Below are 15,106 nucleotides of genomic sequence, written 5' to 3'. Positions count from 1 at the left end.
GGTGACAGGGGCCGGCGTCCGAGCCCGTCATCCACGACGAGCCCGAACCACCCCCGCCGGCCCCTGTCACCCGCTCCCGGGACAACCCCAACCTGCCCCTCATCGAGCGTTGGCGGGCCGCCGTGGAGACGGTGAAGTCCTCCCATCCCCGGCAGGGCGCGGCGCTCTCCAACGGGCGATTGATGTCCATGAAGAACGGCGAAATCGTCCTCGGCTTCCTGCCCGTGGCCGGCTTCCACCGCATGGCCGTCAACGCCACCGCGGGCAAGGCCGCCGTGGACAAGGCCCTGGCCGAGCACTTCGGCCGCCCGGTGAAGCTCACCGTCCAGGATGCATCTCCGGACGACCCCCGGCTGGGCCCCAGTCTGGCCGATCAGGACGCACAGACGCGCGCCGCCCACGAGAAGAACACGGACAGCAAGGTCCGCAGCCACCCCGCCGTCCGGGCGGTGCTCAAGTTCCTGGGAGGCGAAATCGAACACATCCAGGTCTACGAGCCCGAGCGCCCCGGGGCCGTGCCAGCGGACGACACCCCCGACGACAGCGCCTGACAACCGCCTCGCGCAACGGTAGGGTGGCGCCCCATTCCACGCCGGGGCGGGGCCATGTCCGTGGCGCCCGCTCCCACGAGCACCGAGGAAGCATATGCCTGGCGTCGACCTGAACTACTTCATCCGGCAGGCGAACAAGCTGACGGAGAAGATAGAAGAGCGGAAGCAGCAGCTGGCGGAAGAGAGCGTGGAGGCCAAGGCCGGTGACGGCCGGGTCACCGTCGTCGCCAACGGCATCCAGGAGATCCGCAGCATCAAGATCGACAAGGAAGCCATCGACCCCAACGACACGTCGATGCTCGAGGACCTCATCACCGCCGCGGTGAACGCCGCGCTGGCGAGCAGCCGTCAGCACATGCAGCGCGAGCTCGCGAAAATCTCCGGCGGCGTCAAGATCCCCGGCATTACCTGATACCGGATGACCCCCGATCCGCTGAATCGACTCGTCGCCCAGCTCGCGAAGCTGCCGGGCATCGGCGAGAAGACCGCGCAGCGCCTCGCGTTCCACATCCTGCGGGCGCCGGGTGAGTATGCCGCGGAGCTGTCGCAGGCCATTCGCGAGGTGAAGGAGAAGGTGCACCTGTGCGTGCGCTGCTTCTCCCTCACCGACGCGGAGACCTGCAACTTCTGCCGGGACGCTCGGCGCGACGAGCGCGTGCTGTGCGTCGTGGAGACGTTCGCAGACCTGATGGCGCTGGAGCGCACCCGTGAGTTCAAGGGCCGCTACCACGTCCTGCACGGCGTGCTGTCTCCCCTGGAGGGCGTGGGCCCCGACCAGCTCCGCATCCGCGAGCTGCTGGAGCGCCTCAACGACAGCCGGGTGGAGGAACTCATCCTCGCCACCAACCCGGACGTCGAGGGCGAAGCCACCGCGCTCTACCTGACCCGCCTGCTCAAGCCCATGGGCCTGCGTGTCACCCGCATCGCCCAGGGCCTGCCCATGGGCGGCGACCTGGAATTCGCCGACCAGGCCACGCTCGCCAAGGCACTCTCCGCCCGCCGCGACCTCTAGGCCACTCGCGGTGGCGGCGCGAGCTTCCTCGCGCCGCTACTGCGTCACCCGCCACGAAAAAGGCATCACCACCGTGACCTCCTGGTCCCGGTGAGGAGGGAAGCGAAGGCGCTCCGCCTGGGCCTCCAGGCAGCGGCCCACGCCCGACGAAGCCAGCGGTCCCCGCGTCCCCGCCCGCACCTTGCCCGACGAGACGATGGTGAGCTGCACCTGCACCTCGCCCTGGCTCGAAGGAAGGTCCGCCTTGTAGCGCTCGAAGCACGTGGTGATGCGCGCCCGTCCACGCGAGACGACACGCTGCACGTCGTCGATGCCCAGCGTCACCCGCTTCTGCGACGAGGCCTTCTTCGACCGCACAGGTGCCGCGTCCGCCCCTTCTTCATCCGCCTCCGGCTCGACATCGGACGCAGCGCCAGCAAGTCCGGCTTCGTCCGTCTCCGTCGCGCCAGCAGCATCCACGGGGGGCTGCGCCGAATCCGTCTCGCCCACGTCGCCACCCGCCCCATTGGCCACGGCTTCCGTCAGAGAACCGGCCTGAGCGGCAGCATCCTCCGGTGCCACGGCCTCCACGACGGGCGCAGTGGCCGGCACCAGCGACACCGAAGCGGGCGTCGTCACCCACTGCCGATATCCAACGATGCCCGCCGCCGCCAACATCAGGCCACCCGCCAATCCCACAGCCAGCGTACGCCAGCGTCGGCCTCCAGCCGTGGGGGCGGGCTCCGGCGACGTCGGCCCACGTGAGGCCGCGCCATGGGCAGGCATGCCTGGCGAGGAAGGCCGCATGGACATGCCGGGGCGCTGGGCGGACGTGGCGTCCCCCTCCCGAGCAAGCACGCCATACAGGTTCGTCCCGTGCGTCTCCGCCCCCGGCGCCTGCCCCTGCGCCCCTGCCGCGGCGCCTCCGTACGTCGCGGTGAGCGTGGCCAGCGTGGGAATGCGTGAGCGCTCGGTGAAGCGCTCGTCACCAAAGTGCCCCTTCAAGAAGGCGCCGAGCGGCATCGCGCCTGAGCCACTGAGATGCTCCGAGAGGAACGTCTCCAGCGCGTCCGCGAACGCCTCCGCGGTGGGGTAGCGGTCCTCCGGCTTGAAGGCCATGGCCTTCAGGAGGATGGCCTCCAGTTCCTCGGGCAAGTCCGGCCGCAGCTCGCGCGGCGGCTTGAGCTCGCCCTGCAGCAGCGCGTTGAGCACCGCCAGGTCGTTCTCCCGGGAGAAGGGCCGCACATGGGTGAGCGCCTCGTACAGGCTCACGCCCAGCGCGAAGATGTCCGCACGGCGGTCCACCTCCTTGCCGCGCGCCTGCTCCGGCGCCATGTACATGTACTTGCCCTTCACCACGCCAGTGCGCGTGTTGACGAGCCGCGACTCGGCCTTGGCGATGCCAAAGTCCAGCACCTTCACCTGCCCCTGGTACGTCAGGTACAGGTTCGACGGAGAGATGTCGCGGTGGACGACGTTCAGCGGCTGCCCGGCCTCGTTGGTGAACTCGTGCGCGAAGTGCAGCCCGCGCGCCGCGTCGATGAGGACGCGGAGCACGACGGGGAGCGGCACGTAGTGGCGCTTGCGTCCGGCCAGCCGCAGCGTCGTGGAGAAGTCCTCGCCCGCGAGGTACTCCATGCAGATGTAGTAACAGCCCTCCGCGAAGCCCAGCTCCTGAATCTGCACGATGTTCGGATGGGCCAGCTTCGCCGCCAGCCGCGCCTCGTCCCGGAACATCTCCACGAAGTCGGGGTTGTTCGTCAGGTGCGGCAGCATCCGCTTGATGACGACGTTGCGCTCGAAGCCGTCCGCGCCCAGCAGCTTGGCGAGGAAGATTTCCGCCATGCCGCCTTCGGCCAGCTTTCGCACGAGCACGTACGGGCCATAAGGCTGAAGCAGGGGCACAAGGCCCGCTTCCGTCACAGGCAGGGTCGTCTGGGGGGGGGACATCCTCACGGCCCTCGCTGTTTCAGAGTGCGCACCGTATGGACCGCCGGGGCACCAGGACGCGTCATCTTAAACACCAATACGGGCGGCGAGCCCACCGGCTCCACCCAGGTGTTGAACCGGTGTTTGCCATCCAGCGCCACCGGGCGTCCATTGATGGACAGGCGAGCGTCCACAGGTGCGACACCGGCCGCGCGCACCTTCGCGCCCGCGGCCTGCCCGTTGCGCGGTGTGGACACCATGAGCACCGGCACCGAGTTGTCGTAGACCAGTTCCAGCTTGTTCATCCGTCCCCCCTTGAGCTGTGCACCCGTGGCGGAAAGCGGCGTGACGGACCAGAGGTAGTTGCCCTCGCTCAGCGCACCGGCGTCCAGCGCGGCGCGAGTCTCCGTCACGGTGCGTTCGGCCACCGGCGTTTCCAATGCCCCCGCGCGGTACACCGCCACACGGTAGCGCGCCGCGGAGGTCTCCGAGGCATAGGTGAAGGTCACCGCCGGGGGCTTGTCCTGGTAGAAGATGGTCGTCTTCTCCGGCCCCTCGGGCACCACGTTGCGCACCCGCGCCAGCGAGCGCACCGCGCGCTCCGGCGCGAACGACGCGCTGCCCGACACCTGCGTCCCATCCTTGCGGCGCACCCGCCAGTGGAGCATGCCGCGCACCGGCGCGGGCACGTTGATGAAGGGACGGTACACCGTGCCTGACAGCACCGGCCGCGTGAAGGCCGAGTCCTCCGCGACCTCCACCAGGGCCTCGCCCTCCCCTTCCCAGGTGATGGCCACATCCCGCAGCCCTGGATGGAACACCTCCGCGCCGTCGACGACGCCCAGTGCCAGTGGCGCGGGCGCGAGCGGCTCGACGCGTGGCGCCTGCGCGGAGGACGCATCCACCGTGGCGCGCTCACCCGCGCGCAGCGCCTGCCGGGCGTCTCCGCGAACCAGCGTCACCTGTCCGGTGAGGGCATCCACCAGATAGCCCGCGGCCGTGCGGCGCACCGCCAGCCGCGCTTCACCGCCGCCCTCCACCTGCAGCCCCGGCAGCACCAGCCGGCTGGTACGCCCTCGCGCGAGCTGCAGGTTCAGCCAGCCCTTCAACAAGTCGAAGCGCGCCTCGTCCGTGGCGTCGCCCTGCTCCGCGGACGTCAGCACCAGCTCCGCGTCCGAACCCAGTGACGCCACCGTGGCCGAGCCCTCCAGCGCCAACACCGCGGAGCCTCCGCGCCGGGTGCGCACGCTGCCTCCCGGCGATAGCACCTCGCCCTGCTTCGCCACCGGACGCCAGTCCGACGCCCCCTTGGCCCGCACCTCCGCGCGCCCCGCCGCCAGCCGTACCGTCACCGGAATCGGCGCCAGCTCCAGGACACGCGCCCCGCGAGCCACCAGCTCCGTCCGGCCGGACGTCGCCTCCACCGCGTCGCCTTCGGACGCGCGCAGCGTCTTGCCATCGCGGCCCACGAACTCGATGGCGCCCAGCCGCACCTCGACGCGGCCCGCGTCCTCGGCCACCTGCACGCGAACCTCGCTGGGTTCATCCGCCCCCACGCGCGTGAGGCCGAAGGGCGTGCGGATGGTCAGCGCCACCTTCGAGCCCTGGCCCGCGCGCGTCGCACCAGCGGGCACGCGCGACAACAGGATGCCGCGCTCCACTTGAAGCACGATGCCCCCCGAGTCCGAGCCCAGCGCGAAGCGCGCGTCCGGCCCCACCTCCACGGAACGGCCATCCGGGAAACGCACCGTGGCCGCACCACCCGCGGCAGTCTCCACCGCGTCGCCCCCGTACAAGGGCCCCTCTTCGGCGGGCGCCTGCTTGCCACCTCGTTCCAGGCGCACGTCGCCGCTCAAGCCCTCCAGGCGGCCCAGCACTTCGCCAGCGCCCGCATCGACCACCGCCGAGGGCCCGGGAGGCGGCGCCACGGCGTCATCATCACACCCCGCGACGAGGAGCAGCAGGACCAGGAACCAACGACGCGGGGCACTCACCGTTTCCCCCTCGGGAAGAGGTCGACATTGAGGATGGTCCGCTCCCCCTCGCGCAGGGTGATGACCTTCGTCTGGGACAGATGCCCTCGCGCGGAGATGGTGATGCGGTAGGTGCCACCCCGCACCTGGACATTGAAAGCCCCCTTCGCATCCGTGCGCGCGCGCACTCGGGCCTTCGTGATGAGGAGGGTCGCCGCCAATGGCTTGCCCCCTCGCACACTGCGAACCTGTCCCACCAGCGTGGCCCGCGTCCCCTTCTTTTCCGGCGCCAGTGGCACCGACAGCGTGGACTCCTGCCCGGCGAGGACCACCGCGGCTTCATCCGCGGACCGGAAACCGGAAGACGCCACCGCGACAGCCACGGGCCCCGGAGCCAGGTCCCTCACCACCACCTGCCCTGTCAGGTCCGTGCGCACCTGGGCCGTGCCCACCGACACGCGAATGTCCGGCAGCGGCGCGCCCGTCCGCGCATCCACCACCGTCACCCGCAGCGCGCCCGTCGGTGGCGGCAGTGGCGCGGCTCGGACCTCCAGCTCCGCGCGCATGCCCTCCTCCACCGTGGCCGTCGCCTCCTCGGACGCGTATCCCTCCGCCGTCACCTGCGCGGACACCGGCCCGGGCGACAGGGACGCCACTTCGACGAGGCCTTGCGCGTCCGCCACGTGCGCCTCGCCCTCCACCATGACCCGCGCTCCGGGCAGCGGCGCGCCCGTCCGCCCGTCCAGCACGTGAAACCGCACGCTCCCGGGCACCACCACCACCGGCACGGGCACGGGCACCTGCCGCGTCTTCCGGACACCGTCATGCCACGCCAGCTCCAGCGCCGCGCCCATCCGCCGCAGCCGCTGCCAGGACTGCGTCCCATCCTCCAGCGTCACCGTGTCCTGCACGTGCTGGAAGTCCAGCACCAGCGTGCCCGTCCAGCGTTCCGCTCGCCGCAGCGGCACCAGCAGCGCGCCACCGGCGGAGAACCCCGTCGCCTCCGCCCGGGCGCCCATGGCGTCGCGCACCCACAGCGAGACCGGCAGCTCACCGCGCGCCTCCAACTGCAGCCCCAGCATCAGCGGAAAGCGCACCAGGCCGCCCACCACCGCCCCATGCCGCACGCCCCGAAGGAGCACGGGCTCGGCCGAGTCATTGAAGTGGGGAAGCTGCGAGAAGCCATAGCCCGCGCCCAGCTCCGCGCGCACCGGGCCCAGGAAGGCGCGCGCCCGGGGGCCCACCGAGGCCCGCCACAGGCTGCCACCGGTGATCCGCAGCGCGCCCTCCCGCAGGTCGAAGGCCTCCCGCTGCAACCCGGCCCACGCGCCCAGCCAGGACGTGCCCAGCCACACAGTGCCCACGGCCGCCACGTCGTTCGGCGTGAAGCCCTCATAGGTGAGCCCGGGCCCTACATCCGCCTGACGGCCGTCACGGAGGGACAGCCCGTAGCGAAGGCGCGACGAGGCGTGCTCGGCCACTTCCTCCGCGTGGGCGGGGGACGTGGCAAGCAGGAAGAGGAGCACCAGCGCCAGGCGCGCCACGAAGCAACGCAGGAGAAGCGGGGGCGGCAAAACGCAGCGGAGTATAGAGAAAGCCGGGAAGGCCCCCAACCCCGTGGGACGGGCCCGTTCAGAAACCACGCGCTCAGGGTGCGGATCCGTGGCCTCCACCCCACAGTGCGTCCGGAGGGCATGAGAACGGGCACGGAACCTCCTCCAGGAAGCGGAAGGCTTCTTGCTGGAGTGGATACGCTTTGCTAAGCATCCTGACGGTCGGTAGCGCCTCGTCTAACCTCGTGGATTCACTCTAGAAACATCGGAGCGTCGCCATGAGCGGGACGAGCGAACGCTGAGGAGCGCATACGCCCATGGGCACGCAACTGGTGATGTACGAAGAGGAGTTCACCAAGATCAACGCCGTTTGCGACCGGCTTACCAAGGACGCGAACGCGAAGGTGGTCTTCCTCGTCGACAAGAACGGGCAGCTCATCTCCTCCGCGGGTCAGACGCAGAACATCGACACCACGTCACTGGCCTCGCTGACGGCCGGTAACGTGGCCGCGATGGGTGGCCTGGCCAAGCTGATTGGGGAGAACGAGTTCCCCAACCAGTTCCACGAGGGGGCCAAGGACTCGCTGTACATGACCATCGTCGGCAGCCGGGTCGTGCTGGTCGTCATCTTTGACAACCGCACCAGCCTTGGCCTCGTCCGCCTTCGCATCAAGAAGGCCAGCGACGAGCTCACGAAGATCTTCGAGAGCCTGGTGAAGAAGACTGACAGTCCTGGAGCTGGGTCGCCCTTCGCCGAGATCTCCGACGACGATATCGACAACCTCTTCAGCGAGTAACCCGGGAAGCCATGTCCTTCATCAATTACTCATCCCGCGAAATCAACTGCAAGATTGTCTATTACGGGCCCGGGCTCTGCGGGAAGACGACCAACCTTCAGTACATCTACAACAAGACCGCCGCGGAGACGAAGGGCAAGCTCATCTCCCTCTCCACGGAGACGGACCGCACGCTCTTCTTCGACTTCCTGCCGCTGTCGCTCGGTGAGATTCGCGGCTTCAAGACGCGCTTCCACCTGTACACGGTGCCCGGTCAGGTCTTCTACGACGCCAGCCGCAAGCTCATCCTCAAGGGCGTGGACGGTGTCGTGTTCGTGGCAGACAGCCAGATCGAACGCATGGAAGCGAACATGGAGTCGCTCGAGAACCTCCGCATCAACCTTGCGGAGCAGGGCTACGACCTGAACAAGATTCCGTACGTCATCCAGTACAACAAGCGCGACCTGCCCAACGCGGTGACGGTGGAGGAGATGCGCAAGGCGCTCAACCACCGCAACATCCCGGAGTACCAGGCCGTGGCGCCCACGGGCGTGGGCGTCTTCGACACGCTCAAGGCCGTGGCCAAGCTCGTCCTCACCGAGCTCAAGAAGGGTGGTTGAAGCAAGCGCCCAGGCGGGCGACCCCGGTCCCCGCCCACGGCGTGGCAAGACGTCCTACAGGCAAGGGTGCTATGTCCTCCCTTGCCGTCAGGTCGGACCGTCTGCCCACTGAGGTCGTACCGTGCGTGTCGCCGCCACCTTCCCGCTCCTCGCCCTGCTGGGCGCCGCCCTCTGTGGGCCGGCGCTCGCGCAGGAGCCCGCCGCATCCGCTCCTCCCTCGGCACAGGCCGCGGCGACCGCGGACGAGGCGTTCGATACCCGCGTGAAGACGCTGGAGGAGAACGTCGTCGACCTGAAGGAGAAGATCTACCGCTCCAAGGCGCGCCTGCTGCTGCTGCAGGAGACGGTGCTGGGCGGTGACGTCTCCACGGGCGCTCGCGCCGTCATCATCCACAAGAACGAGATGGGCGGCTCCTTCGAACTGGAGTCGGTGGCGTACGCGCTCGACGGCGCGCCCGTCTACACGCAGGTGGATGAAGAGGGCCAGACGGACCTGGGCAAGCGCGAGCTCTTCGAGGTCTTCAACGGCCGCATCGTCCCCGGGCAGCACCAGCTCGCCGTGCGCCTCGTGTACCGGGGCAATGGCTACGGTGTGTTCAGCTACCTGGAGGGCTACAAGTTCAAGGTGCAGTCCAGCTACACCTTCAGCGCGGAGCCGGGGAAGACGTCCACCGTGCACGTGGTGGGCTACGAACAGGGCGGCATCACCACGGACCTGAAGGACCGGCCCGCGGTGCGCTACGACGTCTCCGTCGCGCGTGAGTCGGGCCGCAAGGCCGCGCCCGCCGCGCCGCCGCCCGTCACCCGTTCCACTCCCGGGCAGTAGAGGGCCAGACGGTGAACGCGTCACTCCGCGCCCTCGCTCTCGCGGCGGCCCTGCTGGGGCCGGCGGCCGTCCGTTCCGCCGAGCCCGCGCAGGTGCCCGCGCCCCCGCCGACCGCGCGCGACCTGTCGCCGCGGCTCGACGCGGTGGAGACGGGACTGCTCGGCGTCGAGGAGAACCTCCACTTCGTGGAGACGCAGTTCACCCAGCGCGCCGAGCCCAGTGACGACGACGCCCGCGCGCGCCGCTTCTCCGACGGCGAAATCCACTACCTGCTGGGCGACTGGCCGGCGGCGTCCGTCCTCTTCTACGACCTGGTGAGCGACCCGCGCTTCCGCCCGCATCCGCGCTATCCGGACGCGCTGTTCTACCTGGCGGACTCGCTCCTGGAGCAGCGCAACGACATTGGCGCGCGCCTGTACCTGCGCGAGCTGCTGGCCCTGCCCCCGACCTCCGGGCACCACCGCGAGGCCCTGTCGCGCTACCTGACGGTGGCCGGCCGCCTCAATTATTTCGAGGGTGTCGAGGCCTACGTGGCGCAGGCCCGCGCGCTGTCCGGCGGGCAGCTGTCCCCGGAGATTGCCTACGTCCACGCGAAGTGGCTGTTCCGGCGCACGGACCTGTCTGCGGCGGACCGCATCGCTCAGGCCCGCGCCGCCTTCACGCCATTGGCACAGGCGCCCAACGGCGCCTTCCGGCTCCAGGCCGCCTACCACCTGGGCGTGTTGTCCGTGCAGGAAGGTGACCTGCCCGCGGCCATCACCCGCTTCCAGCAGCTGGCCACCCCGCCCTCCGCCCAGGCCGCACAGGCCGCTCCGGGCAGAACGGGTCCTCGCCGCTCCGCGCCCACGCCGGAGGAGGAAGCCCGCCGCGTGCGCGAGCTGGCGCTGATGTCATTGGGGCGGCTGCTGTACGAGACGGGCCGCTTCGACGACGCGCTGGACCGCTACGGCCAGGTGCCGCGTGACAGCGAGTCCTTCCCCGACTCCCTCTACGAATCCGCCTGGGTCCACGTGCGCCGGGGCCACTACCAGCAGGCGAAGAACGCCATCGACATCCTCCTGCTGGTGGCGCCCGACTCGCAGCTCGCCGCCGAAGGCCGCATCCTCCAGGGCAACCTGCTCCAGAAGCTGCGCCGGTACGACGAGGCGACCGATACCTATACCCAGGTCATCGACACCTTCCGGCCCCCCAGGGAGCAGGTGGACGCACTGCTGAGCTCGCACAGCGACCCGGTGGCGTACTTCGACCGGCTGCTGGTGCGCGCGGACGGCCCGCTGGACATGCGCACGGTGCTGCCGCATCTGGTGCTGAAGTACGCCACCACGCAGCGCGAGGTGGCGGACGCGGTGCGAATGGTGGAGGACATCGACAGTGGTCGCCGGGGCCGGAGCGAGGCCGCGGCCATTGCCCAGCGCATCCTCCACGCCCTGGACACGCGCGGCCTGGAGACCTTCCCAGAGCTGCAGGAAGCCAACACGCGCGCGGACGCGGTCGACACCGCCCTCACCCAAGCGGAGGCGGAGTTGGTGCGGGTAGAGACGCTCGCGATGCAGGCCGTGCTCACGCCCGCCGAGCTGGCGCGGCTGACGGAGGCCCAGCACGCACGTGAAGCCCTGGAGCGCCGCTTCTCCGCGCTGCCCACCTCGTTGAAGACGCTGGAGGACCGCCGCGAGCGCATGCAACGGCGAGTGGACGCGTTGGACCGCGACGCCCACCGGCTCGACTTCGAGCTTCAGTCGCTCAACGCCATCGCCGCCTCGATACGCAAGTGGGTGGATGACTCGCGGACCTACCGGCAGACGCCTCCGGACGAGGAGCGCGAGTTCCTGCTGCAGTTGCAGGCCGAGGTCCAGACGCTGAAGGACCTCAAGGCGGAGCTGACCGCCACGCGCGCGCGGCTGGCGGACGAGCGCAACGCCGTGGACACCACCCTGGCCGGCGAGCGCGCCATCCGCATCGCCTATGCCGATTCCCTGCGGCGCGAGCACGCCATCCTGCGCGAGGCGGAGCCCCGGGCGGACGCGGAGGTCCTGGCCACGTTGCGGCGCACCCAGGGCGTGCGCGGCCGGCTGGACGGCCTGCGCGAACGCGTGACGACGGCCCGGAACGTGGTGCGCGAACGGTTGGAGAGCCGGGGCCGCGTCATCCGCGAGAAGGTCGTGGGCGAGCAGCAGCTCCTGGAGCGCTACGAGGCCGAAGTCGCCACCGTCTCCGGTGACGCCAGACAGTTGGTGGGCCGCATCGCCTACGACAGCATCCGCCGCGTGCGGCAGCAGTTCTACTACCTGGTGCTCAAGGCGGACGTGGGCGTGGTGGACGTGGCCTTCAACGAGAAGCAGGACAAGACGACAGCCATCCAGACGCTCTCCACGCAGAAGGACGAGGCGCTGCGCGAGCTGGACGCCGAGTTCCAGGACGTCCTGTCCGAGGTGAAGGAGTGATGCGCTCCCGTCTCCTCGCCGCGCTGCTCGCCCTGGCGGGCCCCGCCTCCGCCGCGGAGGCTCCCGCCGCGCCCGCGGCCCCCTACCTCCAGGGCATGGGACGCACGCCCGAACAGGAAGCGCTGTTCCAGGAGGTGAGCAGCGCGCTGGAGCTCTACGAATCCGAGGCGCGCGAGTTCCACCGTGAGGTGCAGGAGCTGGTGGAGCAGCGCTACGAGCAGAAGCGTGGCGCGCTGGCGGCCTCCTACGAGAAGCGCATCAAGGACCTGGAGGCCCAGGAGCGCAGCGAGCGGCTGGACGCCATTGCCCGGTTCGAGGAGTTCCTGCGCCGCTACCCCACCGAGCCGCGCTTCACGCCGGACGTGATGTTCCGCCTGGCGGAGCTGTATTACGAGCGCTCGTCGGACGACCACCTGCTGGCGATGCGGGACTACGCGGAGCGGCTGGAGGCGCACGACAAGAACCCGGACGCGGAGTTCCCCACCGAGCCGCGCGTGGACTACGCGCCCTCCATCGCGCTCTACCGCAAGCTGCTGGCCACCTTCCCGGACTACCGCCTCAACGACGGCGCCTGGTACCTGCTGGCCTACTGCCTGGAGAAGCAGGACCAGTACGACGACAGCCTCCACGCGTACCAGCAGCTCATCGCGCGTTACCCGCAGAGCCGCTTCGCCACCGAGTCCTGGGTGCGCATTGGCGAGTACTGGTTCGACAACTACGAGGACCCGCAGGCCCTGCCCAAGGCCGCGCAGGCCTACGAGGCCGCCACGCGCGACGCCTCGCACCCGCTCTACGACAAGGCGCTCTACAAGCTCGGTTGGACGTACTACCGCTTGGACCGCTTCGAGCCAGCGGTGGCGTCCTTCCTGACGCTGGTGGAATTCTACGAAGCCCAGCGCGTGGCGAAGGGCGACGCGACGGCCGGTGGCGACCTGCGCGAGGAAGCCCTCCAGTACGTGGCCATCTCCCTGGCGGACGACACGTGGGGCGGCATCGCCCGGGCAGAAGCGCTCTTCGCGGAGCGTGGCCCGCGCCCCTACGAGGCCGAGGTGTACCAGCGACTGGGCAACGTCTACTTCGACCAGACGAAGCACGCGCCGGCCATCGAGGCCTATCGTCGGGTGCTGCAGAAGGCGCCGGACGCGCCGGACGCGCCCATGGTGCAGCAGCGCATCGTCCAGGCCTACGAGCGGGACCGCATGCTGGGCCTGTCCTTCGCCGAGTCCGAGGCCCTGGCCAACCTCTACCAGCCCGGCGGCGCCTGGTACGAGAAGAACAAGGGCGACACGGCGGCCATCGCCCGCGCCAACGCGCTGGCCGAGCGCAGCCTGTACGGCAGCGCCACCTACCACCATCAGCAAGCCCTGGTCTTCAAACAGGAGGGCAAGTTCGAGCAGGCCCGGAGCGCCTTCGACATCGCCGCCCGCGCGTATGGCACGTACCTGGAGCGCTTCCCGCGGACGAAGAGCGCGGGCGACATGCGCTTCTATTACGCGGAGTGCCTCTACAACGCCTTCCAGTTCGCCGCCGCCGCGCGCGCCTACGAAGAGGTGCGCGACACGGACACGGCCAACAAGCACCGCCCGGACGCGGCCCTCAACGCGGTGCTCGCGTGGCAGAAGCAGCTCACGCTGGACATCCAGGCGGGCACGGTGCCGGAGTCCAAGACGCTGCGCTCGACGGAGCGCCCCCAGGGCCAGGCCGTGAAGCCCCGCCCCTTCGCGCCCACCGAGCAGCAGCTGGTGGCTGCCGCGGACGCCTACGTCGCCCTGCTGCCCGCTGGAGAGAAGGCGCCCGGCATCGCCTACCAGGCCGCGGAGCTGTACTACTCGCACGACGACTTCCCCGAGGCGCGCCGCCGCTTCGAGGCCATCATCCAGGCGTACCCGAGCCACGAGGTGGCCCGCTACGCCACCAACCTCACCATCGAGACCTTCCTCATCGACGAGGACTGGCGGAGCGTGGAGTCCGTCAGCGCGCGGCTGGCCAGCAACGACAAGGTCATCGACCCGTCCAGCGACCTGCACAAGCAGTTGGTGCAGTTCAAGCTCGCCGGCCGCTTCAAGCTCGCCGACCAGCTCATGGCCGAGTCGAAGTACGAAGAGGCCGCGTCGAAGTACATCGAACTGGTGGACGAGTCGCCCCGCCACGAGTTCGCAGACAAGGCCCTCAACAACGCCGCCGTGGCGCATGAGAACACGCGCCGCTTCGACTCCGCCCTGAAGCTGTACGAGCGCATCTACCGCGAATACCCGTCGTCACCGCTGGCCGGCGGGGCGCTGTTCCGCGTGGCGGTGAACGCGGAGAACTCCTACGACTTCGACAAGGCCGTCGTCAGCTACCAGAAGCTGGTGAAGGACTACCCGGACTCGAAGGACCGGGAGGCGGCGCTCTTCAACGCCGCGCGCCTGTTGGAGGGCCAGCAGCGCTACCCGGAGGCCGCCGCCGCCTTCATGCGCTACGCGGACCTGTTCCCCAAGGCGGAGGACGCGCCCAAGAATCAGTACCGCGCCGCCATCATCTACGAGAAGCAGGGCAACCCCCGTGGCGAGGTCCGCGCGCTGCAGGAGTTCGTGCGCAAGTTCGCCTCGCAGTCCGGACAGGTTGAGCTGGTGGTGGACGCGCACCGGCGCATGGGAGACGCCCACCAGAAGCTGGGCAGCACGCGCGACGCCCAGAACGCCTGGGCGCGGTCCGCCGCGGAGTTCGACCGGCGCAAGCTCCAGCCGGACACGCACCCGCTGGCCGCGGATGCCGCCGCCTACAGCCGCTTCCAGCTGGCCGAACTGGAGTTCCAGAAGTTCGACAAGCTGAAGATTGGCGGCAAAGGCAAGGCGCTGGAGCGCAGCTTCACGGCCAAACGCAACGGCGTGAAGTCCGTCAACACCGCGTACGCGCGCGTCTACCCGTACAAGCAACTGGAGTGGACGCTGGCCGCGCTCTACCGCCGGGGCTACGCCCTGGAGCGCTTCGCCAACACCATCATCGAGACGCCCGTCCCGGCGGAGGTGAAGCGGATGGGCGAGGAGGCGGTGGTCGTCTATCAGGACGCGCTGGTCCAGCAGACCACCTCGCTGGAAGAAGCCGCCGTGGAGAGCTACGCCGCCACACTGGCCGAGGCACGGAAGAACCGCCTCACCAACGAGTGGACGCGCCGCACGCTGGAGTCCCTCAACCGCTTCCGGCCCAAGGAGTACCCGGTGCTCAAGGAGCCCAAGCAGGCGCTCGCCGCGGACGCCACCTACCCGGATGGGCTGGTGGGCAGCATCACCGGACCCGTGCGCTCGACGCCGCAAGAGGGCCCGCGCCTGTCCGGGGAGGGAACGAAGTGAGTCCTGGCCCGCGTCTTTCATGCGCCCGCGCGCTGACCTCCGTGGTGCTGGCCTCCAGCCTCTGGCTGTCCGCGTGCGCCACCACACCCGCCGCCCCCCGGCCAACGCCCGAGG

The 15,106-nt window shown here is 69.8% G+C and carries 11 protein-coding genes; 8 read left to right on the top strand and 3 right to left on the bottom strand.

Annotated features, from left to right (window positions below):
- The first annotated feature begins 122 nt into the window (after nt 1-122).
- From F8M74_RS35925 to recR, 3 genes are all read left to right on the top strand, one after another.
- On the top strand, nt 123-551 hold the full coding sequence (locus tag F8M74_RS35925) for a hypothetical protein (protein ID WP_240462322.1): 429 nt from the start codon (nt 123-125) through the stop codon (nt 549-551).
- 94 nt (nt 552-645) lie between these two features.
- A complete protein-coding gene (locus tag F8M74_RS35920) occupies nt 646-963 on the top strand; it encodes a YbaB/EbfC family nucleoid-associated protein (RefSeq protein ID WP_011552030.1) in 318 nt (105 codons plus the stop codon).
- A 6-nt stretch (nt 964-969) separates the two neighbouring features.
- Nucleotides 970-1,563, top strand: coding sequence for a recombination mediator RecR (gene recR / locus F8M74_RS35915; RefSeq protein WP_011552029.1), 594 nt, complete (start codon nt 970-972; stop codon nt 1,561-1,563).
- 36 nt (nt 1,564-1,599) lie between these two features.
- On the opposite strand, the gene F8M74_RS35910 is transcribed toward recR, so the two are convergent.
- Genes F8M74_RS35910 through F8M74_RS35900 form a run of 3 tightly spaced genes read right to left on the bottom strand, consistent with a single transcriptional unit; the run spans nt 1,600 to nt 6,988 of the window.
- Entirely contained in the window at nt 1,600-3,492 is a 1,893-nt protein-coding gene (locus tag F8M74_RS35910; protein ID WP_141258542.1) for a protein kinase, read from the bottom strand.
- A 2-nt stretch (nt 3,493-3,494) separates the two neighbouring features.
- Nucleotides 3,495-5,465: a FecR domain-containing protein gene (locus F8M74_RS35905; RefSeq protein ID WP_141258541.1), complete on the bottom strand. Its 1,971-nt coding sequence runs from the start codon at nt 5,463-5,465 to the stop codon at nt 3,495-3,497.
- The gene (locus F8M74_RS35900) at nt 5,462-6,988 is read right to left on the bottom strand and encodes a collagen binding domain-containing protein (protein ID WP_228560845.1); all 1,527 of its coding nucleotides are present in this window, start codon (nt 6,986-6,988) and stop codon (nt 5,462-5,464) included. The genes F8M74_RS35905 and F8M74_RS35900 overlap by 4 nt, the downstream gene beginning before the upstream one ends.
- 326 nt (nt 6,989-7,314) lie before the next feature.
- On the opposite strand from F8M74_RS35900, the gene mglB reads away from it, so the two are divergent.
- From mglB to F8M74_RS35875, 5 genes are all read left to right on the top strand, one after another.
- Nucleotides 7,315-7,794 (top strand): gliding-motility regulator GTPase-activating protein MglB, encoded by a 480-nt coding sequence (gene mglB / locus F8M74_RS35895; protein ID WP_002637270.1) that lies wholly within the window; start codon nt 7,315-7,317, stop codon nt 7,792-7,794.
- 11 nt (nt 7,795-7,805) lie between these two features.
- Nucleotides 7,806-8,393 (top strand): gliding-motility regulator Ras-like GTPase MglA, encoded by a 588-nt coding sequence (gene mglA / locus F8M74_RS35890; RefSeq protein WP_011552025.1) that lies wholly within the window; start codon nt 7,806-7,808, stop codon nt 8,391-8,393.
- Nucleotides 8,394-8,514: 121 nt separating this feature from the next.
- Nucleotides 8,515-9,219 carry a dihydrolipoamide acetyltransferase gene (locus tag F8M74_RS35885; protein WP_141258539.1) on the top strand — a complete coding sequence of 235 codons (705 nt, stop codon included), beginning with the start codon at nt 8,515-8,517 and terminating at the stop codon, nt 9,217-9,219.
- An 11-nt stretch (nt 9,220-9,230) separates the two neighbouring features.
- The gene (locus F8M74_RS35880; RefSeq protein WP_141258538.1) at nt 9,231-11,660 is read left to right on the top strand and encodes a tetratricopeptide repeat protein; all 2,430 of its coding nucleotides are present in this window, start codon (nt 9,231-9,233) and stop codon (nt 11,658-11,660) included.
- Nucleotides 11,660-14,992 carry a tetratricopeptide repeat protein gene (locus F8M74_RS35875; protein ID WP_171410514.1) on the top strand — a complete coding sequence of 1,111 codons (3,333 nt, stop codon included), beginning with the start codon at nt 11,660-11,662 and terminating at the stop codon, nt 14,990-14,992. Before F8M74_RS35880 ends, F8M74_RS35875 begins: the two co-directional genes overlap by 1 nt.
- Nucleotides 14,993-15,106: the final 114 nt, after the last annotated feature.

Origin of the sequence: Myxococcus sp. CA023, from assembly GCF_010998615.1 — a bacterium.
GTDB lineage: Bacteria > Myxococcota > Myxococcia > Myxococcales > Myxococcaceae > Myxococcus.
This window is presented reverse-complemented; position numbering and strand designations above follow the sequence as displayed.

Excerpts from the sequence above, each read along its gene's own strand:
- F8M74_RS35875 (WP_171410514.1), top strand. The coding sequence starts at position 11,660 with ATGCGCTCCCGTCTCCTCGCCGCGCTGCTCGCCCTGGCGGGCCCCGCC.
- recR (WP_011552029.1), top strand. The coding sequence starts at position 970 with ATGACCCCCGATCCGCTGAATCGACTCGTCGCCCAGCTCGCGAAGCTG.
- mglB (WP_002637270.1), top strand. The coding sequence starts at position 7,315 with ATGGGCACGCAACTGGTGATGTACGAAGAGGAGTTCACCAAGATCAAC.
- F8M74_RS35920 (WP_011552030.1), top strand. The coding sequence starts at position 646 with ATGCCTGGCGTCGACCTGAACTACTTCATCCGGCAGGCGAACAAGCTG.
- F8M74_RS35910 (WP_141258542.1), bottom strand. The coding sequence starts at position 3,492 with ATGTCCCCCCCCCAGACGACCCTGCCTGTGACGGAAGCGGGCCTTGTG.
- mglA (WP_011552025.1), top strand. The coding sequence starts at position 7,806 with ATGTCCTTCATCAATTACTCATCCCGCGAAATCAACTGCAAGATTGTC.